This is a genomic window from Pseudomonas fluorescens, from assembly GCF_000968015.1.
Classification (GTDB): Bacteria; Pseudomonadota; Gammaproteobacteria; order Pseudomonadales; family Pseudomonadaceae; genus Aquipseudomonas; species Aquipseudomonas fluorescens_W.
On the sequence record NZ_LACH01000047.1, the window covers coordinates 24,340 to 48,180 of the forward strand.

At 59.6% G+C, this 23,841-nt stretch carries 22 protein-coding genes; 10 read left to right on the forward strand and 12 right to left on the reverse strand.

What is annotated here, in order from left to right:
• Window positions 1-123 precede the first annotated feature (123 nt).
• Window positions 124-1,341 (reverse strand): argininosuccinate synthase, encoded by a 1,218-nt coding sequence (locus VD17_RS20360; protein ID WP_007898502.1) that lies wholly within the window; start codon window positions 1,339-1,341, stop codon window positions 124-126.
• Window positions 1,342-1,470: 129 nt separating this feature from the next.
• On the reverse strand, window positions 1,471-2,379 hold the full coding sequence (locus tag VD17_RS20365) for a flagellar protein MotY (protein ID WP_046055360.1): 909 nt from the start codon (window positions 2,377-2,379) through the stop codon (window positions 1,471-1,473).
• Window positions 2,380-2,538: 159 nt separating this feature from the next.
• On the opposite strand from VD17_RS20365, the gene pyrC reads away from it, so the two are divergent.
• Both pyrC and rnt read left to right on the forward strand, forming a co-directional pair.
• Window positions 2,539-3,585, forward strand: coding sequence for a dihydroorotase (pyrC, locus tag VD17_RS20370; protein ID WP_033057474.1), 1,047 nt, complete (start codon window positions 2,539-2,541; stop codon window positions 3,583-3,585).
• Complete coding sequence (gene rnt, locus VD17_RS20375; protein WP_046055361.1) at window positions 3,582-4,259, forward strand: ribonuclease T; 678 nt, start codon at window positions 3,582-3,584, stop codon at window positions 4,257-4,259. The genes pyrC and rnt overlap by 4 nt, the downstream gene beginning before the upstream one ends.
• Before the next feature lie 73 nt (window positions 4,260-4,332).
• Here rnt and VD17_RS20380 read toward each other — a convergent pair whose 3' ends face one another.
• The gene (locus VD17_RS20380; RefSeq protein WP_046055362.1) at window positions 4,333-4,935 is read right to left on the reverse strand and encodes a peroxiredoxin; all 603 of its coding nucleotides are present in this window, start codon (window positions 4,933-4,935) and stop codon (window positions 4,333-4,335) included.
• 302 nt (window positions 4,936-5,237) lie between these two features.
• On the opposite strand from VD17_RS20380, the gene VD17_RS20385 reads away from it, so the two are divergent.
• Both VD17_RS20385 and bfr read left to right on the forward strand, forming a co-directional pair.
• On the forward strand, window positions 5,238-5,456 hold the full coding sequence (locus VD17_RS20385; protein ID WP_008155585.1) for a bacterioferritin-associated ferredoxin: 219 nt from the start codon (window positions 5,238-5,240) through the stop codon (window positions 5,454-5,456).
• A 198-nt stretch (window positions 5,457-5,654) separates the two neighbouring features.
• Complete coding sequence (gene bfr / locus VD17_RS20390; RefSeq protein WP_017340571.1) at window positions 5,655-6,128, forward strand: bacterioferritin; 474 nt, start codon at window positions 5,655-5,657, stop codon at window positions 6,126-6,128.
• 166 nt (window positions 6,129-6,294) lie between these two features.
• Here bfr and VD17_RS20395 read toward each other — a convergent pair whose 3' ends face one another.
• From VD17_RS20395 to VD17_RS20415, 5 genes are all read right to left on the reverse strand, one after another.
• Window positions 6,295-7,116 (reverse strand): TIM barrel protein, encoded by an 822-nt coding sequence (locus tag VD17_RS20395; protein WP_046055363.1) that lies wholly within the window; start codon window positions 7,114-7,116, stop codon window positions 6,295-6,297.
• 25 nt (window positions 7,117-7,141) lie between these two features.
• Window positions 7,142-8,644: a CoA-acylating methylmalonate-semialdehyde dehydrogenase gene (locus VD17_RS20400; protein ID WP_046055364.1), complete on the reverse strand. Its 1,503-nt coding sequence runs from the start codon at window positions 8,642-8,644 to the stop codon at window positions 7,142-7,144.
• Between the two features lie 44 nt (window positions 8,645-8,688).
• Window positions 8,689-9,531, reverse strand: a complete 843-nt coding sequence (gene iolB, locus VD17_RS20405) for a 5-deoxy-glucuronate isomerase (RefSeq protein WP_046055365.1) — start codon at window positions 9,529-9,531, stop codon at window positions 8,689-8,691.
• Window positions 9,528-10,421, reverse strand: a complete 894-nt coding sequence (gene iolE, locus VD17_RS20410) for a myo-inosose-2 dehydratase (protein WP_046055366.1) — start codon at window positions 10,419-10,421, stop codon at window positions 9,528-9,530. Before iolE ends, iolB begins: the two co-directional genes overlap by 4 nt.
• A gap of 159 nt (window positions 10,422-10,580) precedes the next feature.
• A complete protein-coding gene (locus VD17_RS20415) occupies window positions 10,581-12,518 on the reverse strand; it encodes a bifunctional 5-dehydro-2-deoxygluconokinase/5-dehydro-2-deoxyphosphogluconate aldolase (RefSeq protein ID WP_046055367.1) in 1,938 nt (645 codons plus the stop codon).
• A gap of 311 nt (window positions 12,519-12,829) precedes the next feature.
• On the opposite strand from VD17_RS20415, the gene VD17_RS20420 reads away from it, so the two are divergent.
• Window positions 12,830-13,750 carry a MurR/RpiR family transcriptional regulator gene (locus tag VD17_RS20420; protein WP_033057626.1) on the forward strand — a complete coding sequence of 307 codons (921 nt, stop codon included), beginning with the start codon at window positions 12,830-12,832 and terminating at the stop codon, window positions 13,748-13,750.
• Between the two features lie 77 nt (window positions 13,751-13,827).
• Window positions 13,828-14,439 carry a glutathione S-transferase gene (locus VD17_RS20425; RefSeq protein ID WP_046055368.1) on the forward strand — a complete coding sequence of 204 codons (612 nt, stop codon included), beginning with the start codon at window positions 13,828-13,830 and terminating at the stop codon, window positions 14,437-14,439.
• Between the two features lie 313 nt (window positions 14,440-14,752).
• Here VD17_RS20425 and VD17_RS20435 read toward each other — a convergent pair whose 3' ends face one another.
• A complete protein-coding gene (locus VD17_RS20435; RefSeq protein WP_046055370.1) occupies window positions 14,753-15,691 on the reverse strand; it encodes a hypothetical protein in 939 nt (312 codons plus the stop codon).
• 376 nt (window positions 15,692-16,067) lie between these two features.
• On the opposite strand from VD17_RS20435, the gene VD17_RS20440 reads away from it, so the two are divergent.
• Window positions 16,068-16,751, forward strand: a complete 684-nt coding sequence (locus tag VD17_RS20440) for a response regulator transcription factor (RefSeq protein WP_033058247.1) — start codon at window positions 16,068-16,070, stop codon at window positions 16,749-16,751.
• Entirely contained in the window at window positions 16,729-18,123 is a 1,395-nt protein-coding gene (locus tag VD17_RS20445; protein ID WP_046055371.1) for a sensor histidine kinase, read from the forward strand. Before VD17_RS20440 ends, VD17_RS20445 begins: the two co-directional genes overlap by 23 nt.
• A gap of 133 nt (window positions 18,124-18,256) precedes the next feature.
• Here the strand turns inward: VD17_RS20445 and VD17_RS20450 are convergent, their stop codons facing one another.
• From VD17_RS20450 to VD17_RS20460, 3 genes are all read right to left on the reverse strand, one after another.
• Window positions 18,257-19,009, reverse strand: a complete 753-nt coding sequence (locus tag VD17_RS20450) for an HvfC family RiPP maturation protein (protein ID WP_046055372.1) — start codon at window positions 19,007-19,009, stop codon at window positions 18,257-18,259.
• Entirely contained in the window at window positions 19,002-19,841 is an 840-nt protein-coding gene (locus VD17_RS20455; protein WP_046055373.1) for an HvfB family MNIO-type RiPP peptide maturase, read from the reverse strand. Before VD17_RS20455 ends, VD17_RS20450 begins: the two co-directional genes overlap by 8 nt.
• A 144-nt stretch (window positions 19,842-19,985) precedes the next feature.
• Window positions 19,986-21,320, reverse strand: a complete 1,335-nt coding sequence (locus tag VD17_RS20460; RefSeq protein WP_046055374.1) for an acetamidase/formamidase family protein — start codon at window positions 21,318-21,320, stop codon at window positions 19,986-19,988.
• Between the two features lie 429 nt (window positions 21,321-21,749).
• Here VD17_RS20460 and VD17_RS20465 point away from each other — a divergent pair, with 429 nt between their 5' ends.
• Window positions 21,750-22,796: a class I SAM-dependent methyltransferase gene (locus tag VD17_RS20465; RefSeq protein WP_046055375.1), complete on the forward strand. Its 1,047-nt coding sequence runs from the start codon at window positions 21,750-21,752 to the stop codon at window positions 22,794-22,796.
• Between the two features lie 134 nt (window positions 22,797-22,930).
• Window positions 22,931-23,773 carry an NAD-dependent protein deacetylase gene (locus VD17_RS20470; RefSeq protein WP_046055376.1) on the forward strand — a complete coding sequence of 281 codons (843 nt, stop codon included), beginning with the start codon at window positions 22,931-22,933 and terminating at the stop codon, window positions 23,771-23,773.
• Window positions 23,774-23,841: the final 68 nt, after the last annotated feature.

Genomic DNA, 23,841 nt, shown 5'->3' on the forward strand with positions numbered 1-23,841 from the left:
GATACAAAAAGAGCGCTGATAACACGATGTCCGGCAGGAAAACTCCCCCTATTCAGAATTGTGGCCTTGTCACCGACAAGGCCACAACTCTTTCAACGTCGTTGCACTACGGTTTCAAAGATCTCAGAAAAGCTTCCGGCCTTTGTTCGCCGCAATACGCATGCGCAAGGCGTTGAGCTTGATGAAGCCCGCCGCGTCGGCCTGGTTGTAGGCGCCGCCATCTTCTTCGAAGGTCGCGATGTTGGCATCGAACAACGATTCGTCGGACTTGCGACCGGTGACGATCACATTGCCCTTGTACAGCTTCAGGCGCACAACGCCGTTCACGTGGGCCTGGGATGCATCGATCATCTGTTGCAGCATCAGACGCTCAGGGCTCCACCAGTAACCGGTGTAGATCAGGCTGGCGTATTTAGGCATCAGCTCATCTTTGAGGTGAGCCACTTCGCGGTCCAGGGTGATCGATTCGATCGCACGGTGGGCGCGCAGCATGATGGTGCCGCCTGGGGTTTCGTAGCAGCCACGGGACTTCATGCCCACGTAACGGTTCTCGACGATGTCGAGACGGCCGATACCGTGTTCGCCGCCGATACGGTTCAGGGTCGCCAGCACGGTAGCCGGGGTCATTTCGACGCCGTCCAGTGCAACGATGTCGCCGTTGCGGTAGGTCAGTTCCAGGTATTGAGCTTTATCTGGAGCCTTCTCCGGGGAGACAGTCCATTTCCACATGTCTTCTTCGTGCTCGGTCCAGGTGTCTTCCAGCACGCCGCCTTCATAGGAGATGTGCAGCAGGTTGGCATCCATCGAGTACGGGGATTTTTTCTTGCCGTGACGCTCGATCGGGATGTTGTGCTTTTCAGCATAATCCATCAGCTTTTCACGGGAGAGCAGGTCCCATTCGCGCCACGGAGCAATCACTTTCACGCCTGGCTTCAAGGCGTAGGCGCCCAGCTCGAAACGAACCTGGTCGTTGCCCTTGCCGGTGGCGCCGTGGGAAATGGCGTCAGCGCCGGTTTCGTTGGCGATTTCGATCAAGCGCTTGGCGATCAACGGACGAGCGATGGAAGTACCCAGCAGGTACTCGCCTTCGTAAACGGTGTTGGCGCGGAACATCGGGAAAACGAAATCGCGCACGAATTCTTCGCGCAAGTCGTCGATGTAGATCTCTTTCACGCCCATGGCCTGAGCCTTGGCGCGTGCAGGTTCGACCTCTTCGCCCTGACCCAGGTCAGCGGTGAAGGTCACGACTTCACAGTTATAAGTATCCTGCAGCCACTTGAGGATCACCGAAGTGTCCAGGCCGCCGGAATACGCCAGAACGACCTTGTTTACGTCCGCCATGCCATCACTCCACGGGGTTCTACGGAAAGCCGTCAAGTCTACCGCTCATGCAGGATAATTTACAGAGGCGCGACAGCTTATGACGACGAAGCGACAGATTATGTCGAGTGCGCGACGACAACAGCGGGTTCAGGAGGTCGACGCGGCGCTCGCCGATGCAGTGGCCTGAGGGGCCGGCGTTTCGGTGGGCGCAACGCGCGCGAGGTGCACATTGACCCGACGGTTCTTCGCCCGGTTGGCGGAATTGGTATTGGGCGCCAATGGATAACGCTCGCCGTGAAAGCGCACGGTGATCTGCGATTCCTGAATGCCGTTGGCCTTGAAGAACTCCATGACGGCCAAGGCCCGACGCCGCGACAGATCACGATTGGTCAGGCGGTTGCCACTGTTGTCGGAGTGGCCATCGAGTTCGATGTGGTTGACCGTCGGATCAGCCTTCATGAACTCCAGCATCACTTGCAATTGAGCCTTGGCCTGCGCGTCGAGATCGATGCCTTCGCCGGGGAAGCCGATCTGCGATTGTTTAACCTGTTCGAAATTCTTCGGCAGCAGCTTCGCCACGCAGCCTTGATAGTCGTTGAAGGCCTGGCTGAACTTGACCGGCAACAGGCGCACTTCCGACACCCGGCCATCCCCCGAGTAATGTCGAACGACCGGACTGCGGCCATCCATCAGGCCACTGATCAAGCGGCCGGCCTGAACTTGTGAACTGTTGAACAACACTTTGCCGCTGCCGATCCGCACAGAACCGAGGTTGATGTCACCACGCCCCGGCTGCCACGGTGCAGCCGCCGCCAGCAAAGTGGCCGAACCACCGCCGATCATCGCGTTGTAGGCCTTCAGACGAAACGTCGCTTGCTCGCCAGCGCGGCGCACGAACTCACCCGAACCAAAATCGGTGATCGGTTGACTCAGGCGGCACTCGAACTTGTCTCCTTCGACTTTCCACTCGATGCTCTCCAGACGGGTCTGGAAAGTGAGCGCCATCGCAGGAAGGCTGGCAAACACGCTGAGCAAGGCTAAATAACGCTGGCGCACGGGAGGCTCCACTGGCTTCTACAACAAAAAGACCGACACACAGATGTTTACGGCATACCTGTTGGATATCGGAAGCTTCCAGCAAAACTTGATAGCGAGTGCCTGGAAGAGTCTTTTCCGGTAGCATTCCCCTCAGTTTGACCCGCCTGGAATCCCCTCATGTCCGACCGCCTGACCCTGCTGCGTCCCGACGACTGGCATATTCATCTTCGCGATGGTGCTGTGTTGCCCAATACAGTCGCGGATGTCGCGCGCACCTTTGGTCGCGCCATCATCATGCCCAACCTGGTACCTCCGGTGCGTAACACCGCTGAAGCCGACGGCTATCGCCAGCGGATTCTCGCTGCACGCCCGGCTGGCAGCCGCTTCGAACCGTTGATGGTGCTGTACCTGACCGACCGCACCCAACCCGAAGAAATTCGCGAGGCCAAGGCCAGCGGCTTCATTCACGCCGCCAAGCTGTACCCGGCCGGCGCGACCACCAACTCGGACTCTGGTGTCACCAGCATCGACAAGATTTTCCCTGCACTTGAGGCCATGGCCGAAGTCGGGATGCCCTTGCTGGTTCATGGTGAAGTCACCCGTGGCGATGTCGACGTGTTCGATCGCGAAAAAATCTTTATCGATGAGCACATGCGTCGTGTGGTCGAGCGTTTCCCGACGCTCAAAGTGGTGTTCGAACACATCACCACCGCTGACGCCGTGCAGTTCGTCAACGAGGCTTCGGCCAATGTTGGCGCGACCATCACCGCGCATCACCTGCTGTACAACCGCAACCACATGCTGGTGGGCGGGATTCGGCCGCACTTCTATTGCCTGCCGATCCTCAAGCGCAACACCCATCAGGAAGCCCTGCTCGACGCCGCCACCAGCGGCAGCGACAAGTTCTTCCTCGGCACCGACTCGGCGCCCCATGCCCAGCACGCCAAAGAAGCCGCTTGCGGCTGTGCCGGTTGCTACACCGCTTATGCAGCGATCGAGATGTATGCCGAAGCCTTCGAACAGCGCAACGCGCTGGACAAGCTCGAAGCCTTCGCCAGCCTGAACGGCCCGCGTTTCTACGGCCTGCCGGTGAACACCGATCGCATCACCCTGGTCCGCGAAGAGTGGACCGCCCCAACCAGCCTGCCATTTGGCGAGCTGACCGTAATCCCGCTGCGCGCCGGTGAAAAACTGCGCTGGCGCCTGCTGGAGGAACACGCGTGAGTGAAGACCATTTCGACGACGAACAGGACGGTCAAGGCGGCGGAGGTGGTTCGCGCCACCCGATGGCTGAGCGCTTCCGTGGATACCTGCCAGTCGTTGTCGACGTTGAAACCGGTGGTTTCAACTCTGCCACTGACGCCTTGCTGGAAATTGCCGCAACTACCATCGGCATGGACGAAAAAGGGTTTGTGTACCCCGATCACACCTACTTCTTTCGTGTAGAGCCTTTTGAAGGCGCGAACATCGAAGCGGCCGCTCTGGAATTCACCGGGATCAAACTCGATCACCCGCTGCGCATGGCAGTGAGTGAAGAAGCTGCGCTGACCGACATCTTCCGCGGCATCCGCAAGGCCCTGAAATCCAACGGTTGCAAACGAGCGATCCTGGTCGGGCACAACAGCAGCTTCGATCTGGGCTTTCTTAACGCCGCCGTCGCGCGCCTGGACATGAAACGTAACCCGTTCCATCCGTTCTCGAGCTTCGATACGGCAACCCTGGCCGGTCTGGCTTACGGCCAAACCGTACTGGCCAAGGCCTGTCAGGCAGCCGATATCGACTTCGACGGTCGTGAGGCCCACTCGGCTCGCTACGACACCGAGAAGACCGCCGAGCTGTTCTGCGGCATCGTCAATCGCTGGAAACAAATGGGCGGCTGGGAAGATTTCAACGACTGATCTGTCGCTGATTAATCCCGCGCATAAAAAAACCGGCCACTGAGGCCGGTTTTTTTATGCCTGACGCTTGGGCTTACAGCGCCGCAGCGTGCTCGGTCAGGTAAGCAGCAACGCCTTCTGGAGAAGCGTTCATGCCCTTGTCGCCTTTTTTCCAGTTGGCAGGGCAAACTTCGCCGTGCTCTTCGTGGAATTGCAGAGCGTCGACCAGACGAATCAGCTCTTCCATGTTACGGCCCAGCGGCAGGTCGTTGATGATCTGCGAGCGGACAACGCCTTTGTCGTCGATCAGGAACGCGCCACGGAATGCAACGCCGTCAGCGGACTGAACGTCGTAGGCCTTCATGATTTCCTGCTTGATGTCGGCAGCCATGGTGTAGCGAACCTGGCCGATACCGCCATTGTTCACCGGGGTGTTACGCCAGGCGTTGTGAGTGAAATGCGAGTCGATCGACACGGCAATCACTTCAACGTTGCGGGACTTGAAGTCAGACATGCGGTTGTCCAGAGCGATCAGCTCGGACGGGCAAACGAAGGTGAAGTCCAGTGGGTAGAAGAACACCAGGCCGTATTTGCCTTTGATGGCCGACGACAGGGTGAAGCTGTCTACGATTTCGCCATTGCCGAGTACGGCCGGTACGGTGAAATCAGGGGCTTGTTTGCCTACGAGTACGCTCATTGGATATCTCCTGGTGTAAAAACGTGAAGTTCCGGGTTTGCGCCAGCCTGCCACCTTCAGGCGACAGCCCTGTGACACGAACCCGCTTCATAAGGACCGGCCATCATACACTGCGTTTTTGCCCTGTCCTTAACGGTTTTTTTGTCAGGGGAAATGCAGTCGACGGGTTTTCCTCATGATCGATGCCGAGAGGAAACCGTTCGTCAGCCCTGCTCAAAGCTTTCAGAAACCACTTTGACAATCATTCTCGTTAACATTAAGATCCATCGCAATTGAGTCACAACCAGCGACGGTTTTCACTTATGTATGTTTGCCTCTGCACTGGCGTCACCGACGGTCAAATCCGCGAAGCGATCTATGAAGGTTGCTGCAGCTATAAGGAAGTCCGTCAGGCCACCGGCGTAGCCAGCCAATGCGGAAAATGTGCCTGCCTTGCCAAGGAAGTGGTCCGCGAAACCCTGACCAAATTGCAATCGGCCCAGGCCGCGATTCCTTATCCTGTAGAATTTACTGCCGCGTAAGTAACGTATTTCAAAGAACCGGACTTGATGTCCGGTTTTTTTATGTCTGAAAATCAACCGCTTACGCTCTAGACGCGGAACACAAACATTCTTATTCCGATTAATTTTCATTTAAGTTTCAATAACTTAGGTTTGACACTCTTAATTACGCGGCTCAAACTCTGCCTTATAGACAGCTACTTAGGGCAGGACCCCACCATGAAAGGCGACATTACAGTCATCCAGCATCTCAACAAGATCCTTGCCAATGAGCTGGTCGCGATCAATCAATACTTCCTGCATGCACGCATGTACGAAGATTGGGGCCTGAACAAGCTCGGCAAGCACGAATACCACGAATCCATCGACGAGATGAAGCACGCGGACAAGCTGATCAAGCGCATCCTGTTCCTTGAAGGCCTGCCGAACGTCCAGGACCTGGGCAAGCTGCAGATCGGCGAACACACCCAGGAGATGCTTGAGTGCGACCTGCGTATCGAACGCACCGGTCATGCGGATCTCAAAGTGGCTATCGCTCATTGCGAAACCGTTGGCGACTTTGGTAGCCGCGAATTGCTTGAAGATATTCTTGAATCCGAAGAAGAACATATCGACTGGCTGGAAACCCAACTGGGCCTGATCGATAAAGTCGGTCTTGAGAACTATCTGCAATCGCAGATGGGCGAAGAGTAGGAGCTGCCGAAGGCTGCGATCTTGGCGATGGCAGCGGCAATATTGCAGTAACTTCTTCGATGCAATAAAAAGCCCCGCCTCTCTTTCGAGGGGCGGGGCTTTTTAGTTGCTGACAATCAAAAGATCGCAGCCTCGTTTCACTCGACAGCTCCTACGGGGGGAGGTGTCAGGACAAAGATTTTTGCAGGTGATCCATGCTCGCACCGATTGCCTGCTGGATATCCGCCAGGCCATGGACGCTGTCGGCAAACGGTTCGAACGACAGGTAGCCGCTGTATCCGCTGCTGAGCAAGATGTCGATTTGCGCCGCGTTGCCGAGGATGTCGCCCTCGCCCACCAGCACCCGGTGGCCGTCGCGAATGCTCGCCAGCGGTGCCTCGGCATCCTCGACACCAGAGATGTGCACCAGCCCGGTCAGCTCGGGGAAGAACTCATGCTCGCTGGCCAGGTGATGGTGAAAGGTGTCGTGAACCAGGCGGAACACATCCAGCCCGCCGATGGCCTTGATCGCGTCCACCGCCGTGCGCTTGCGGCGCAGTGAGCACTCTTCGAAACCCAGCGGTTCGATGAAACCGAGAATGCCGTGATCGCGCAGGATCGGCGCCAGTTCAGTCAACGCCGTGCGCAGACCCGAAGCACGTGCGGCCTCATTACGCGGGTCGGCACGGTCATTGAGCGGACACATGACCAGCCCTTGAGCGCCGCAATCGCGGGCATAAGCGGCCAGCTTCAAGGCCTGTGCACGGCGCTCGTCATTCCACACATCAAACGGATACAGCGCGTTGATCGACAGCACCGTAATGCCTTTGGCGGCACACAACTCACGGACGCGCTCGGGTGCGGTGCCGTCTTCGATCTCGACGCCTTTAAGGTCATTGCGAATTTCGATGGCGTCGGCCTTGAGAGTCACCGCCAGCTCGATGAACGCGGGCAGGGACAAACGTGGGGCGACCATACGGTTCAGGGCGAAACGCAGGGGCTTGCTCATTATTGTTGTTCTCCGCACAGGTGAATTAGTTGGCCGTCGGCATGTTGAATTCAGGGCCCTTGGCGATGCTGTCGGGCCAGCGCTGCATCACGCTTTTGTAGCGGCTGTAGAAGCGAATGCCTTCTTCACCGTAAGCGTGGTGATCGCCGAACAGCGAGCGCTTCCAGCCGCCGAAAGAGTGCCAGGCCATCGGCACCGGAATCGGCACGTTGATGCCGACCATGCCCACCTTGATGGTGCGGGCGAAGGCGCGGGCGATGCCGCCGTCGCGAGTGAAACAGGACACGCCGTTGCCGAACTCGTGGGCGTTGATCAACGCGACGGCGCTGGCGAAGTCCGGCACCCGAACGATGCCCAGCACCGGGCCGAAAATTTCCTGCTGGTAGATGCTCATCTCGGTCGTGACGTTGTCGAACAGCGTCGCGCCGACGAAGAAGCCGTTCTCGGCACCCGGCACCTTGAAGTGGCGGCCATCAACGATCAGCTGCGCGCCCTGGGCCACGCCTTCGTCGATGAAACCTTCAACCTTGGCCTTGTGCTCGGCTGTCACCAACGGCCCCATGTCGCTGTCGCCCTTCAGGCCATTGCCGACTTTCAGTTGATCGATACGCGGCAGCAGTTTGGCAATCAGTTGGTCGCCGACATCGCCCACCGCCACGGCAATCGAAATCGCCATGCAGCGCTCGCCGGCCGAGCCGTAAGCCGCGCCGATCAAGGCATCCGCCGCTTGATCCAGATCCGCGTCGGGCATGACGATCATGTGATTTTTCGCCCCGCCCAGCGCCTGCACACGCTTGCCGCGAGAGGTGGCTTGCTGGTGGATGTACTCGGCAATCGGCGTCGAGCCGACAAAGGAAATCGCCTCGATGTCCGGGTGTTGCAGCAATGCGTCGACCGCGGTCTTGTCACCCTGAACCACGTTGAACACACCGTCCGGCAAACCGGCTTCGCTCAACAGACGGGCCATCAGCAAACTGGCGGACGGGTCGCGCTCGGACGGCTTGAGGATGAAGCAGTTACCGGTGATCAGCGCCAGCGGGATCATCCACAGCGGCACCATCACCGGGAAGTTGAACGGCGTGACTCCGGCACAAACACCCAGCGGCTGACGCAGGTTCCAGTTATCGATGCCGCCGCCGATGTTGTCGCTGAACTCGGTTTTCAGCAGGTTCGGCGCACCGCAGGCGTACTCGACGATTTCGATGCCCCGGGTGACTTCGCCCTTGGCGTCCGAAAACACCTTGCCGTGTTCGCGGCTGATGATTTCTGCCAGCTCATCGTGATGCTGGTCGAGCAATTCCTTGAACTTGAACATCACCCGCGAACGGCGCAGGGACGACTGTTCGGACCAGGCCGGAAAAGCTTTCAGGGCCGAGGCGACGGCTTCGTCGACGGTCTTCTGGCTGGCCAGCCCGACGCGCGCCTGGACGCTGCCGGTGGCCGGATTGAAGACGTTGCTGAACCGTTCGCTGCTGCTGTCTTGCACTTGACCGTGGATGTAATGGCCGATGATCGGGGCGTCGCTCATTGATCGTGTTCTCCGTGCAGAGGTTGAAATTCAGGCTTTTTAGTTCAGAGATCGAGCAGCCAGCTGTGCTGCGGATCGTTATGGAACTGCCAGACGCGTTTGGGTCCGGCCATCACGTTCAGGTAGTACGACTCGTAGCCGTACGGCACGCTGACCGGGTGATAGCCCTTGGGCACGACCACGAGGTCGCTGTTTTCCACGGCCATGGCCTGATCGATGCTGCGGTCATCGGTGTACACCCGCTGGAACACGAAGCCCTGCGGCGGGTTGACCTGGTGGTAATAGGTTTCTTCAAGAAAACTCTGGTGCGGCAAATCGTCGGTGTCGTGCTTGTGCGGCGGGTAGCTCGACGAGTGACCCGATGGCGTGCGCACTTCCACCACCAGCAGCGAATGGGCCGGCTCAGTGTCCGGCAGGATGTCGCAGACGTAACGGGTGTTGGCGCCTTTGCCACGCACACTGCGCTTCATGCTGTCGGGTTTGATCAGCCGTGGGCTGTAGGAGCTGCCGAAGGCTGCGATCTTTTCGCTTTTAGCTTCAGTAGTGAATCCAGGCGCGGCGCACACGGCGATTTGCACATCGCTGAGCGCGACCACTTGCGCCTGACTGCCGGGTGGCAAGTACGCGGCGAAGGGGGATTTGTCTTCGAACACCGACTGGCGATCGCCGATGTTGTCCCAGTCGAACGCGCCCTGCCCCGGCGCTTCGCCCTTGATGCTGACTCGACCGCTGAGCAGCACCAGGCACAGTTCTTTATCACCGGCGCAAATCGGCAGGGTTTCGCCCAGGCTCAAGCGGTAAGCGGCGAAACCAACGTATTCCAGCTCACCTTTGCCCAACTCGACCATGGTCCGGCCACGGGCGTTGCTTTTGACCAACAGGCTCATAATGCAGTCCTCTCGTCGAGCAGCGCACGCAAGGTGTCGTAGCCTTTTTTGGCGAAGACATAACTTGGCGCCACCGCTGGGTCCTGCTCGGCTTCGACCACCAGCCAGCCGTGGTAATCGGCCGCCAGCAGCACGTCGAGCAATGCGCCGAAGTCGATGTCGCCATCTCCGGGCACGGTGAACGTGCCGTTGATGATGCAATCCGGGAAGCTCCACAGGTTGTTGCGTGCCAGTTGCACCACCGGTTTGCGCACGTCCTTGAAATGCACGTGGCAGATACGTTCGATGTGTTTGCGCAGCACCTGCAACGGTTCGCCGCCGCCCATGTAGCAATGGCCCGAATCGAACAGCAGACCGACTTCACTGCCGGTCAACGCCATCAACTTGTCGATGTCGGCCGGGGATTCGACGTAGGCACCCATGTGGTGGTGGTAGGCCAGACGTACGCCTTGGGACAAGGTGAAGCGCGCCAGCTCGGTGAGCTTGTCGGCGTATTCCTGCCAGGCGTGTTCGGTGTGGAAACGTGGACGCTCGACCAGCGGAATGCGCTGGCCTTGAATGGAGTCTGCGACTTCACCGTACACCAGCACCTTGGCGCCGTTCTTCGCCAAGAGCTCGACATGGCTGCCGATGGCGTCGATTTCTTCGGCCACCGAGCGGCGGGCCAGACGGCTGGAATACCAGCCGGATACCAGCGCCAGGTCATAGGGGCGCAGTACATCGCCGACACCCTTGGCGTCTTTGGGGAACTTGCCGTTGAGTTCGAAACCTTCGTAGCCGATTTCCTTGCCTTCGCTCAGGGCGGTGCTCAGCGGCGTCTCGCCGCCGAGGGACGGCAGGTCGTCGTTGCTCCAGGAGATCGGGTTGATGCCAATTCGAATAGCGGGCATGGCTGCACCTTTTATTGTTTTACCTAACCATTGAATACGACGCGAACCCCTTGTAGGAGTGAGCCTGCTCGCGATAGCGGTGTGTCAGGCGCCATTTATGTTGACTGGCAGTCCGCTATCGCGAGCAGGCTCACTCCTACAGGGATTTGCGGTGTGGCGTCATGCGCGGGCCGTGCGCCAGGCATCGATCAATTCAACGAACGTGCCCTGCACCTGACGGATCAGCGCTTCATCGTCGATTTCACCGGCCATCCACGCGCGGCTCGGCTCCTGGAAAATCGTCCGGCCCACGGCGAAACCACGGCAAGTCTGGCTCTGGCTGGCCTGTTGAAACCCTTCGGCCAGTGCCGCTGCCGGTGCATTGAGGCCCAGCAACACCACACCTCGGCAGTACGGATCACGTTCCTGAATCAGCTCGTCGAGTTGTTTCCACTCCTCGGCGCTCTGCGCTTCGATCTTCCACCACGCCGGGTAAATGCCCAGGTTGTAGAGGCGTTTCAGCGCGCGATACAACACGTCCGGATGGGTCGACGGATGATCCTTGGGCGGGATGATTTCCAGCAGCAGTTCATGACCGCTGACTTGGGAGGCCTGGTACAAACCCTTGATCTGCGCTTCCTGTTCCAGTCGCAGCAGCGGCTCATCGTCAGGGTGAAATTGCACCAGGCACTTGATGATTTGTTCCTGCGGCCAGGCAATCAGGTTGCTGCCGATGGAACGCCCATGTTCGAAAGCCAATGGTCGCGAGCCTTGCACTTCCACCGGACGCGCCACCCACCAGCCGCGACCGGTGGCGGCGTTCAGCGAGTCCTGCCCGAAGCGTTGATCGGCCAGCAGCCCGACATCGGCCTCGATGCCCTGCTCGCGCAAATCGGCTTCGACCCGCTCCACGGCTTTGATAAACAGTTGCTTGAGTTCGCCGATGGCGCTCAGGTCGCGACCGCCCTTGTGCGCCAGTTCCACCAGTTGCCCGCGATGGTCGAAGGCAAAAATGAACAGTTGCTTCCACTGTTTGCGCGGCACGCTGACCTGATGCAGACGCTGCAACACCGCGTCCTGATCGGGCCGGGTAATCGGCACCGGACTGTTGAACAGATAGTCGAGTTCGGCGCGGGTCGGCATGGCCGGTGCGCAGGCATGGCGCGACACCACCAGACCGCCACAGGCATTGGCTAACTGGCAGCAGCGCTCGTCGCTCGCGTCCTCCAGCCAACCGGCGAGGAAGCCCGACATGAAGGCATCGCCGGCCCCCAGCACGTTCAAGACTTCCACCCGAACGCCGGGGTAAATCGCGCCGTCTTCGAGACGTTCCGGGATCATCCCGTGAATCACCGTGCAGCCCTGCGGGCCGAGCTTGACCACCAGGGTCGCCGCGCTCAGGCGCCGCACATTGCGCAGTGCGGTGAGCAAATCCTCGGAGCCGCCGGCAATCAAAAACTCTTCTTCAGTGCCGACGATCAGGTCGAAACGCGGGAGGATTTTCTGCACATGCTGGCTGACGTTCTGGTCGGCGACGAAACGGGTTTCGCCGTCGGCCTTGCCGGCCAGGCCCCAGAGTACCGGGCGATAGTCGATGTCCAGCACCCGTTTGACGTTGTGCTTCTCGGCATAGTCCAGTGCCTGGATGCTCGCCTTGTAGACACCGTCGGTGGAGAAATGGGTGCCGGTGATCAGCAAGGCTTTGCTGGAAGCGATGAAGGCTTCGCTGATGTCTTCGGCCCGCAGCGCCATGTCGGCGCAGTTTTCGCGGTAGAAGACCAAAGGAAAGGTTTCGCGATCCTTGAGGCCCAGCAGGACCATGGCGGTCAGGCGTTCCGGATCGACCTTGACGCCGCTGACATCGCAACCTTCGTGAGTCAGGGATTCAACGAGGAAGCGACCCATGTGGTCGTCCCCTACCCGGCTCAGCATCGCCGATTTCAGGCCCAGCCGAGCCGTGCCGAAAGCGATGTTGGCGGACGACCCGCCGAGGTATTTGGCGAAGCTTGAAACATCTTCCAACCGCGCTCCGACTTGCTGCGCATAGAGGTCGACGCCCAGGCGCCCCAGGCAAATCAGATCCAATTGACGCCCACTGGCAAAACGAGTCTGGCCCATGCTGGCTCCTGTTATTTTTATCAGCCTGCGTTCGGGGCGATGGCCGCGCCGAACACTCTTGGTGGATGCAGACTAAAACGACCGGGACCGAACAATCAATAATTATTCTAAATATTTTTTACGTGGAATATTTTTTCCAATAAACTTTGGTACAGGCGTTCCAGAGGCAGTGCATCGTTTCAGCACACCTCGTACTGACCGCAAGCTCAAGATTTTATTCCGGCCTACCCTGTAGACTGCGCACAGCCAACCTATTGTCAGGGGATGACGCTCTCTGTCCTCCCTATAAGAACAAGCCAGAAGGATTCCTTATGACCCGCACCGATCAGCCGGCGACGACTGAGAGCACGCCCGACAGCGATCTCGCCAGCCCCCCGATCAATGCCGAGCGTCTGCTGCAGCTGATCACCAACGAGTACGAAAGCCTGCCGCGCCAGCTCAAGCGCATCGCCAGTTACATGAGCCAGCAGAGCGACCGGATCATGGTCGACCGCATCAGCGACATCGCCCGCGAGTGCGAAGTGCACCCGTCGGCGATCGTGCGGTTTTCCCAGCGTTTCGGCTTCAGCGGCTTCAGCGAAATGCAGGCGCTGTTCCGCGAGGCCTATACCCACAAGACCACGCCGGTGCAGAACTACCAGCAGCGCATTCGCAGCATGATTGCCAACAAATCGCAGAAGGCCAGCGGCGGCGACCTGGCGCGCGAGTGCATCAATGCGACCCTGTCGGGCATCGAACGGCTGGGGCTGGAACTCGATGACCAGGCCTTCGACAAGGCCGTCGACCTGGTGGTGAATGCCGACAATATCTACGTGGTCGGGGTGCGCCGTTCGTTCGCGGTGGCCGACTACCTGGTCTACAACCTGCAACACACCAACAAGCGTATCCATCTGGTCTCGGGGCTCGGCGGCAGCTACCGCGAGCAGATGCGCAGCGTGCGCGCCAATGACCTGGTGATCGCCATCAGCTTCACGCCCTACGGCAAGGAAACCCAGCACTGCCTGCGTATTGCCCAGCACCATCAGGCCAAAACCCTGATCATCACCGACAGCAACCTCTCGCCTCTGGCCAAGCGCGCCAACACTGTGCTGCTGGTCAACGAAGGCAGTTCGTTTGCCTTCCGTTCGTTGAGTGCGACGCTGTGCCTGTGCCAGGCGCTGTTTATCGCCGTGGCGTATCGGCTGGAATTGAAGGTCGATGAGATTCACGAACAGGTCGGCTTCGAGGATTAGCGCCCACGCCGTTTGCAGCTTGCTGAAGCTAAACTAAGGTTGTCCATCCCGAAATGGACATCTGAAGGAGCGGTTCAATGAAGCTGATCGGCATGCTGGATTCACCGTACGTGCGGCGCGTCGCCATCTCTGCCAAACGCCTTGGCATCCCACTGGAACACCAGGCGGTTTCGGTGTTTCGGCATTTCGAGCAATTCCAGCAGATCAACCCGGTGGTCAAGGCGCCCACCCTGGTGCTCGACGACGGCGAGGTGTTGATCGACTCGACGCTGATCATCGATTACCTGGAGGCCTTGGCCGGTCCTGGCAACAGCCTGATGCCCAACGATCTCGATCAACGCCTGCGCGCATTGCGCCTGATCGGCCTGGCACTGGCGGCGTGCGAAAAGTCCGTGCAGCTCTACTACGAACGCAACCTGCGGCCGGCGGATATTCAGTTTGAACCGTGGGTGGAGCGGGTCGAAGGGCAACTGGCGGCCGCCTATTCGGCGCTGGAGCGGGAGCTGGAAATGCAGCCGCTGAAGACTGACGGGACGATTGCTCAAGACGGGATTACGCTGGCGGTGGCGTGGAGTTTCACCAATCTGGTGGTGCCGGATCAGGTGGATGTGAATCGGTTTCCACAGATCAGCGCGTTTACGGCGTATGCCGAAGGGCTTGAGGAGTTTGTCAGTACACCGATTGAATAGATGGGTTTGCTGTGCCTGATCTGGCCCCATCGTCGGAACGCCGCCCGGAGCAAGCTCGCTCCCACAGTTGACCGAGTTGCCCAGACAAGCGCGATCCAATGTGGGAGCGAGCTTGCTCGCGATGGCGGCCTGACAGTCACCATCAATCCAAACATCAGTCCGATCAAACAAAAACGCCGCTTCCACCCAAGGCAGAAGCGGCAGAGGCATGAGCCTCAGAGGATCAATGCATGAACAGGGCGATCAGGATGATGATCGGGATCGGTACGCCGAGAAAGAACAGCAGTAGTGAGCGCATGGTAGTTCTCCTGGGTTAGCGAACTGGCAGTGAAGTGGTGGTTACGTAAGCGTCGGATTCCAGATACACCACGGCATCCCGACGACGGCCGCCAAAGGTGGCAGCGAGGCTGGCGAAAAATGCACCGATCAGCAGCGCAATGAACATCCACAGCGAAGTCCAGGCAGCGACTTTGGCGGCGGTATCGGCGGCTTGTTGGGCAGCGAGTTTGGCGTCGGCCACGGCTTTTTGCGTGCGGGCATACACTTCATCAACGCGACGTTCCGCGTCTGCTTGAGTGAGGTTGGTCCGTTGGGCGACCAGTTGCGCCAGGTAGGTGCGGTCTTCGGCAGCCAGTTGACCGCCGTTGCTCAGGCTGCGCACGAAGATGCGGGTCACGGTGCCATGAACGGCGTCATCACTGATCGCCGCCGGGCGATCATCGCGGAACAGGCTGTCGACGAAGTAACCGTACTGATCACTGCCCGTGTTGCCGGCAGCTGTGCCAACGGCTTGAGTCGCGGCACTCGCAGCGCCACCGACCACACTCGCCCCGGCCTGCACGCCACCACTGACAATGCTGCTGACCGAACCGACCACCAGCGTTGCCGTCACCAACGTCGCTACGCACCAGGCCAGGAAGCCATGGGCGGTATCACGGAAATACACTTCATCCCCGTGCATGTTGGCCCACTTCACCCGCAGACGACCGGCGATGTAACCGCCGAGCCCGGAAGCCACGATTTGTGTCACGGCCAACCAGACAATTGTTGAAATCCCCAGGCCCTTGGCGCTCACCCCTTCATGGGCCCACGGCGATACCGCGGAAAAACCCAGGCCAAAGCCGAGTAACACGAGGATCAGCGACAACGCCGCCGCAGCAGCGGCCCCGGCGAAGATCGCGCCCCAGGACACGCCAGAGAGCGTGCTTGTTTCTTCGAAGGCAGGATAGAAACCATCAGAGGATCTATTCATTGTTATATCGCTCCAGGCAGGAAAGATGGTGTTACAACTCTTCAACGAAGGAAGTGCAGTCACCGTGCCAGTCGCCAACTTTAAATAAATCACTGATTTTCAATTACTTATAAAGTTTGAACTTCCAATGGCCATGCAAATTGCAAGGAACTGTCTGTTGCGGCGGGTTTTATGCATTGACCGGGAGCGGGGGTTTCAATGGAAAAATCAAAAGATCGCAGCCTGCGGCAGCTCCTACATTGGATCGCGTTTTAAATGTAGGAGCTGCCGCAGGCTGCGATCTTTTCGTCTCACATGAAGTTTTATTTAGAAAGCCTGCCATCATTTCTTGGCAAAATGCCGCTCAACGTTGAGTACTCCTAATCAGGCCCGCCCTATGACCCGCATCTTGACCATCGAAGACGACGCCGTGACCGCCCGGGAAATCGTCGCCGAACTGAGCAGCCACGGCCTCGACGTGGACTGGGTCGACAACGGCCGCGAAGGTCTGGCGCGCGCAGTCAGCGGCAACTACGACTTGATCACCCTCGACCGCATGCTGCCGGAGCTCGATGGTCTGGCGATTGTCACCACGTTGCGGACCATGGGCGTGGCCACGCCGATCCTGATGATCAGCGCCCTCTCCGACGTCGATGAGCGTGTGCGCGGCTTGCGCGCGGGCGGTGACGATTACCTGACCAAACCGTTTGCCACCGATGAAATGGCCGCCCGGGTCGAAGTCCTGCTGCGTCGGCAAAACACAGTGACCGCCCAGGCCACCACGTTGCGGGTGGCGGATCTGGAGTTGAACCTGATCAGCCATGAAGCCAGCCGCGACGGTCAGCTGCTGACGCTGTTGCCCACCGAGTACAAGTTGCTGGAATTCCTGATGCGCAACACCGGGCAGATCCTGTCGCGGATGATGATTTTCGAAGAGGTCTGGGGTTACCACTTCGACCCCGGCACCAACCTGATCGACGTGCACATCGGCCGGCTGCGCAAGAAGATCGACCCGCCAGGCAATGTCCCACTGATTCGGACGGTGCGAGGCTCGGGTTATGTCATTGCTGAACCCCTCTAACGGCTGGCGTTCATCCAGCAGCCGTTTGCTGGCGCTCTACAGTTCGCTGTTCGTGCTCTGGAGCGGCATTCTCATGGGGGTCATGTACTACGAGGTGTCCGATTACCTGGACAACCTGGCCAAACACTCGCTGATGCAGCGCCAGCATTTGTTTTCGCGCTTTCAAGGCGAACAACTGATGGACGCCCTCGCCGTCAGCATGACCTTCGACATTCGCGGCATCGACGCCTATGGCCTGTTCGATGGTCAGCATCGCTACCTCAATGGCGCCCTGCGGCACATTCCCGAAAGCCTGCCGCTGGACGGCAAGATTCACATGCTCAGCGACTGCGCCGACTCCGACGACCCGACCCTGCCCGCTGACAGCTGCGACGCCGTGGCGACCCAGACCCGGGATGGACGCTGGCTGGTGCTGGTGCGCGACAACGGTTCGTTATTCGCCGTGACCCGGATCATCCTCCACGCGTTGTTCTGGGGCGTGACCCTGACGATCCTGCCGGGCATCGCCGGCTGGCACTTGTTGCGCCGCCGCCCCTTGCGGCGCATTCGCGGGATTCAGGCCAGCGCCGAGGCCATTGTCGCCGGCGACCTGACCCGCCGTCTGCCACTGTCCAATCGCCGCGATGAGCTGGACATGCTCGCCGCCATCGTCAACGCCATGCTCGAACGTATCGAACGCTTGATGAACGAGGTCAAAGGCGTCTGCGACAACATCGCCCACGACCTGCGCACGCCGCTGACGCGCCTGCGGGCGCAGCTGTACCGGATTCAGCAACAGGCTGATGAAGGTTCGACGCTGGCGGTGCAACTGGACTCAGTGCTCGGTGAAGCGGACACCTTGATGGCGCGCTTTCGAGGGTTGTTGCGGATTTCCGAGCTGGAAGATCGTCAGCGCCGTTCGGGGTTTGTGCAGCTGGATCCGGTGCCGTTGTTGCAAGAGCTGCACGACTTTTATCTGCCGTTGGCGGAAGAAGGTGAACTGGTTTTCAAGCTGCAACTGCCGGAGTCGTTACCTTCTCTAAACGGTGATCGAGCGCTGTTGTTTGAGGCAGTGGCGAATTTGCTGAGCAACTCGATCAAGTTCACACCGCCGGGTGGCGAGGTGATTTTGCGTGGGGTCAATGAGGGCGGGCATACGCGGATCGAAGTGCTCGATTCGGGGCCCGGAATACCTGAGAGTGAACAGGTAGCGGTGTTCCAGCGTTTCTATCGTGCCGACGGCGGCAACCAGAAAAGCGGGTTCGGGCTGGGGCTGTCGATCGTTGCGGCGATTGTGAGCCTGCATGGGTTTACGCTTGAAGTCAGTACTAGTGAACTCGGCGGTGCGCGGTTGGTGCTCGACTGCCGGCAGAGTTTGATTCCCCCGACCTGACGCTAACTCAAGAACAAAGTAGATCCCTGTGGGAGCGAGCTTGCTCGCGATGGCGGTGTGTCAGGCGACATCATTTTCGCCTGATAGACCACTATCGCGAGCAAGCTCGCTCCCACAGGGATTGGTGGTGTTTTCAGTAGTCCACCACTCCTTCTTCATGTATCTGCTGCAGTAATGCCAAGCCGCTTTCCATAAACTCCGGCGACCCAGCCATCCCCGCCTCCACCGCCAATCCTTCCAGCTGCTCACGCCCGTCCAGTTGAGGAAATTCCTCAATCCGCTGCAACAACCGCCAGGCCAGCGGGCTCAGTGCAGAAAACTTCACACTCCAGTCCTCAGCCCGACGCACCAGCAACAATGTCGGCTGAGCCGGCGCTGTCTGCGGTTGATAATCTGGCCCCACCAACTGCACCGGCCAGGCATAAGCCAGCGGCCAGGCCAGCGGCGAAACCTGCAACGGTCGGTCCAGCAACAGCCCGGCATCGCTCAGCGGCAACGGTTCCGCCTCGGACTGCTGCAACGCCATCTCGATCCACTCGTAATGTGCCAGCTCCACCATGAACGGCGGCCACGCGCCTTCGGCCAAGGCTTGCGGTTCCGAGGCCAGGAACTCGACAAACTCCTGGGCGATCTCGCCGAATTTCGGCGTGTGCGCGCGGTAGTCGCGCAGGAAAATCCGTACCAGTGAACGCCAGCGTTCCTCACCGAGAATCTTGATCAGCACCGGAAAAGTCCCACTGAGCAACGACGACAGGTTCGCGAAAATCAGGTCGCGGTAAACCTGCGCCCGTGTCACGTCCATCCCGGCCGGTGGCGCGCAATGATCGGGATCGCGCAGGTAAAGGCCCAGGGTGTTTTGCTGCTGAAACAGACTCGGCTTATCCACGGCTCACCCCCTCGGTTTGCAGGCGGCGAATGGTCTGCAACTCGCCCAGCAGTTCAGAAAATGCCGGGAAGTTGAAATCCCGTTCCAGCAGCGTCGGCTGAGCGCCGAATTGAGCGTAAGCCTCAGCCAGCAACGACCAGACCACCGGTTTGACCGAAGCGCCGTGGGTGTCGATTTTCAAGGTGTCGGACTCATCGAAATGCCCGGCCACGTGCATCGCCACCACCCGACCCGAATCGATGCCGGCCAGAAAGGTCTGCGGATCGAAACCGTGATTGATCGAGTTGACGTAGACGTTGTTGACGTCCAGCAGCAGGTCGCAATCGGCTTCGCGCAACACCGCGTTGGTGAAGGTCACCTCGTCCATGTCTTGCTGTGGCGCGGCGTAGTAGGAGACGTTTTCCACCGCCAGGCGCCGACCAAGAATGTCCTGGGCCTGGCGAATTCGCGCGGACACGTGATGCACCGCTTCTTCGGTAAAGGGCAACGGCAGCAGGTCGTAAAGGTGGCCGTCATCGCTGCAGTAGCTCAAGTGTTCGCTGTACAGCGGCACGTTGTATTGATCGAGAAAAATCCGGACTTCCTGCAGAAACCCGACATCCAGCGGCGCCGGGCCGCCCAAAGACAAGGACAAGCCATGACAGGACAACGGAAAACGCTCGGCCAGGGCACGCAACGCATGGCCATGAGCGCCGCCGATACCGATCCAGTTCTCCGGCGCGACTTCCAGAAAATCGAAATCGCCCACACGAGCTGCCTGAAGGTCCTTCATTAAACCGCGACGCAAACCGAGCCCGACGGTCGCCTTCGCTGATGTGATGGGGGTCTGCATGATGTCGATCTCAATGATTGTCAGAACGGAATCACAGTTAACCGAAAGGGTGTATCCGGTCTGTGTTGCGCTCCGGCAGAAAATCGCAGTGGTTGTATCGTCAGCGGGTCCGTACACACTGTGATACAGACCCGCCGTTGCGCGTTAAGCCAGGTCGTACTTCTCGCGCACCAGATGGCCAATGCCGATGCGATCCAGCACGGTCATCGGGCACAGGAACGTCACGCGGACGGTGCCCGGCAAGCGGCTGATGTCGATCGAGCCGGTGATGGTCGCGCGGTTGAGCACTTCGTCGTACGGCAGACCGGTGACCGAGGCGGCGCGTTTCAAGCCATTCTCTACCGCGACGTTGAGGTTCTCGCCGCTGCCGATAAAGGTGATCGGCCCGCTCTGCTCGATGTCGTGCTGGCCCCAGCGCTCGCCCAGTTCGCGGACTTTCTGCCGCTGCCCGGCATTCATCGGCCGGGCCATGGGCGGCAAGTCGTCGAGGTTTTGCAGCAGGATCGGTCCTTCCAGCGTCAGGTTCTTCACCACTTCCACCACCACTTCGGTTTCCCCGGAGCAATCGGTGGCATGTCCGGCAATCTCGCCGTTGCCCTGTTGGGCGTGCATGTCGCCCATGTACACACCGGCGCCTGGCACCTTGACCGGGCAGATCAACACGCAACCCTCGCGGATCGAGTTGGTGTCCATGTGACCGTCAGTCTTGGCCGCGTGCAGTTCTTCGCGGGTCATGCCGAAACGGTGCGGCGCGCCGATCAGGTATTGGCCGAAATCGGCGCAGTTATGGGAGTCGGGCAAATCACGGGACGGCGTGGTGCCGATGTTGCCGAGGAACGGCCGCATGTGCGCCGCCACACCGGGGATGTCGGCGCGCGCCAGGGACAGGATCGAATGTTGCGCGGCGAACTCCGGCAGCGCCGACATCTCGGATGCGTGACCGGCCAGTTGATTGGCGATGTCCTGATTGACGGTCAGGCTGACCTGATTCTGCGCATCGAACACGATCACGTAGCCGTGACTGAAGCGAAACGCGCTGACCTCGGCGCCACAGTTGTTACAGCGAATCGCGTCCTCGCCAATGCCTTCGACATGACTGGCCGGGTGTTCGGTGCCGCACTTGGCACAAAATTTTGAAACGAACGGATCGCCGTGGTAGCGACCTTCAACGAAGCTCATCACCCCCGACGAAGTGGCCAGCGAGGTGACGCGCATGCTTTTGATCTTGATCGCCACCGCGTCGCCGATTTCCGCACCGGCGATGGCCACCGGTTGCGTCACTTCGTGGCCACCCTCGAAGGCCGGCGTGATCATCGGCCCCCAACAGCCCGGCGGCGTGCCGGTGATCAGGGTACCGCCGTCGGCCAGTGGCCCGAGCATCGGCTGGCTTGGGCCGATGAGGCCGCTGGTGTATTGGTCGACGCGCAGGCGATTGACGGGTGTAGATTTCAGGTCGGTTTCAGGCAGGAGCGTAGTCATTGTTGTCCCCTTCACGGTGTATAGGGTGCCAAATGGCCTACGCAGTTCATCGCAGGTTTGTATCTCGCCTGTGTTCGGTAGAGCCCTGGTATTGGGGGAAACTGTATCGGGACGGGGGTTGGATACAGTCGGATACACACCACCAATCCCCTTGTAGGAGTGAGCCTGCTCGCGATAGCGGTGTGTCAGATAACACTGATGCCAACTGACACACCGCTATCGCGAGCAGGCTCACTCCTACAGGGAATTTTTGGTGGTCAGGGGAATGTGGCTTTCGTCGCTCAAGGCTGCGCCACACAGACCCCGGACTAAACTTAGTGCACGCAGGGCGTGCTTATCGTCCTGTTCATTCCCACGACCACCGCCCAGAGGTGAACGCCTCGAAAAACAAGGCCTCTGGACCGTGATCCTGCTGAAGGAGCACACGTGATGGACGAGGCCAGACTCAATGATTTCATGGGCAAACTGGTGAACGACATGGGCGGCGCGGCGATGCTCGCCAACGTCATCCTTGGCGAAGAGCTCGGACTGTACCGGGCCATGGCCGACAGTCAGCCAGTCACCCCTGAAGCCCTCGCCGACAAAACCGGCTGCAACACCCGCCTGCTGCGCGAATGGCTCAGCGCCCACGCCGCTTCCGGTTACATGGAACACCGCGACGGCCAGTTCCGACTGCCCGAAGAGCAGGCCCTGGCACTGGCGATTGAAGACTCACCGGTCTATGTGGCGGGTGGTATCGGGGTGGTTGCATCGTTTTTCCATGACAAGGACAAACTGGTCAACGCCATGCGCGGCAACGGTGCCCTCGCCTGGGGCGATCACCATCCGTGCATGTTCAGCGGCACGGAGCGGTTCTTCCGGCCAGGTTACAAAGCGCACTTGGTTGCCGAATGGCTGCCGGCGCTCGAAGGCGTGGTCGCCAAACTGGAGGCTGGCGCCAAGGTGGCGGATATCGGCTGCGGACACGGCGCATCCACCGTGATCATGGCCCAGTCGTTTCCGGATTCGCGGTTCGTCGGTTTCGACTACCACGCGCCCTCCGTTACCGTCGCCACCCAGCGCGCCGAAGAAGGTGGCGTGGCCGGGCGTGCGCGGTTCTTCCAGGGCACGGCAAAAAGCTTCCCCGGCGATGACTATGACCTGGTGTGCTATTTCGACTGCCTGCACGACATGGGCGACCCGGTGGGCGCGGCGAAACATGCGTATGACGCGCTGAAACCGGATGGCACGGTGCTGCTGGTGGAACCGTTCGCCAACGACAAGCTCGACGACAACATCACCCCGGTTGGCCGCTTGTTCTACGCCGCCTCGACCTTCATCTGCACCCCGAACTCGCTGTCCCAGGAGGTCGGCCTCGGGCTCGGTGCCCAGGCTGGCGAGGCGCGTTTGCGCAAGGTCTTCACCGAGGCGGGGTTCAAGACGTTCCGGCGGGCCACGGAAACGCCGTTCAACCTGATTCTGGAGGCGCGTAAGTAAACACCGTTGACGGGCTATTGTAGGAGCTGCCGAAGGCTGCGATCTTTTGATCTTGATTTGGCGATGCTGAAATCGCTGACGATCAAAAGATCGCAGCCTGCGGCAGCTCCTACACGTCCACCGGAGTGTTGAACATGCTCGACAGCCTCATCCACGAACAGCTCGACCACCTTCAGCAGTTAATGGCTGACCAGCCGTTTGTGGTCCTGACCGGCGCTGGCATCAGCACTCCGTCAGGCATTCCGGACTACCGCGACAACCAGGGCGTGCGGCGTGGCCGGCAACCGATGATGTATCAGGAGTTTCTCTCTGCCCCCGAATCCCGGCGACGCTATTGGGCGCGGGCGATGCTCGGTTGGCCGCGGGTGCGCCAGGCCCAGCCGAACGTGGCCCATGAGGCCTTGGCCCGTTTGCAAAGTTCGCAGCAGATCAGCGGGCTGATCACTCAAAACGTCGACACCCTGCACGACCAGGCCGGCAGCCATGACGTCATCGAACTTCACGGCAGCCTGCACCGGGTGTTGTGCCTGGACTGCGGAAAACGCAGCGAACGGGATTCGATCCAGCAATTGATGGAAGCGCAGAATCCGTATCTGGCCGGGGTGGATGCGGTGCAAGCCCCGGATGGCGACACGCTGCTGGATGCGGCGTTTGAGGCGCGGTTTCAGGTGCCGCATTGCCCGCACTGCGCGGGTGAGCGGATGAAGCCGGACGTGGTGTTTTTTGGCGAGAATGTGGCGCAGGTGACGGCGGCCAAAGCGATGGCAGCGGTCGAAAAGGCTGCAGGATTGCTGGTGGTGGGGTCTTCGTTGATGGCGTATTCGGCGTTTAGGTTATGCCGGGCGGTGGCGGATCAGGGGAAGCCGTTGATTGCGATTAATTTGGGCAAGACACGGGCGGATGATTTGCTGGATTTGAAGATTGTGGGTTCGTGCGAACAACTGCTCCCGCTCCTGAACCAGCGCCTCTCTTCCTGATCAACCAAAAACCCTGTAGGAGTGAGCCTGCTCGCGATAGCGGTGTATCAGATAACATTGATGTCAAC

Coding starts and splice junctions, on each gene's coding strand:
- VD17_RS20470 (WP_046055376.1), top strand. CDS start 22,931: ATGCTCGACAGCCTCATCCACGAACAGCTCGACCACCTTCAGCAGTTA.
- VD17_RS20415 (WP_046055367.1), bottom strand. CDS start 12,518: ATGGGCCAGACTCGTTTTGCCAGTGGGCGTCAATTGGATCTGATTTGC.
- VD17_RS20445 (WP_046055371.1), top strand. CDS start 16,729: ATGTCATTGCTGAACCCCTCTAACGGCTGGCGTTCATCCAGCAGCCGT.
- bfr (WP_017340571.1), top strand. CDS start 5,655: ATGAAAGGCGACATTACAGTCATCCAGCATCTCAACAAGATCCTTGCC.
- VD17_RS20460 (WP_046055374.1), bottom strand. CDS start 21,320: ATGACTACGCTCCTGCCTGAAACCGACCTGAAATCTACACCCGTCAAT.
- VD17_RS20400 (WP_046055364.1), bottom strand. CDS start 8,644: ATGAGCGACGCCCCGATCATCGGCCATTACATCCACGGTCAAGTGCAA.
- VD17_RS20420 (WP_033057626.1), top strand. CDS start 12,830: ATGACCCGCACCGATCAGCCGGCGACGACTGAGAGCACGCCCGACAGC.
- VD17_RS20360 (WP_007898502.1), bottom strand. CDS start 1,341: ATGGCGGACGTAAACAAGGTCGTTCTGGCGTATTCCGGCGGCCTGGAC.
- VD17_RS20435 (WP_046055370.1), bottom strand. CDS start 15,691: ATGAATAGATCCTCTGATGGTTTCTATCCTGCCTTCGAAGAAACAAGC.
- VD17_RS20395 (WP_046055363.1), bottom strand. CDS start 7,116: ATGAGCAAGCCCCTGCGTTTCGCCCTGAACCGTATGGTCGCCCCACGT.
- VD17_RS20385 (WP_008155585.1), top strand. CDS start 5,238: ATGTATGTTTGCCTCTGCACTGGCGTCACCGACGGTCAAATCCGCGAA.
- VD17_RS20465 (WP_046055375.1), top strand. CDS start 21,750: ATGGACGAGGCCAGACTCAATGATTTCATGGGCAAACTGGTGAACGAC.
- iolE (WP_046055366.1), bottom strand. CDS start 10,421: ATGCCCGCTATTCGAATTGGCATCAACCCGATCTCCTGGAGCAACGAC.
- VD17_RS20455 (WP_046055373.1), bottom strand. CDS start 19,841: ATGCAGACCCCCATCACATCAGCGAAGGCGACCGTCGGGCTCGGTTTG.
- pyrC (WP_033057474.1), top strand. CDS start 2,539: ATGTCCGACCGCCTGACCCTGCTGCGTCCCGACGACTGGCATATTCAT.
- VD17_RS20425 (WP_046055368.1), top strand. CDS start 13,828: ATGAAGCTGATCGGCATGCTGGATTCACCGTACGTGCGGCGCGTCGCC.
- VD17_RS20440 (WP_033058247.1), top strand. CDS start 16,068: ATGACCCGCATCTTGACCATCGAAGACGACGCCGTGACCGCCCGGGAA.
- VD17_RS20380 (WP_046055362.1), bottom strand. CDS start 4,935: ATGAGCGTACTCGTAGGCAAACAAGCCCCTGATTTCACCGTACCGGCC.
- iolB (WP_046055365.1), bottom strand. CDS start 9,531: ATGAGCCTGTTGGTCAAAAGCAACGCCCGTGGCCGGACCATGGTCGAG.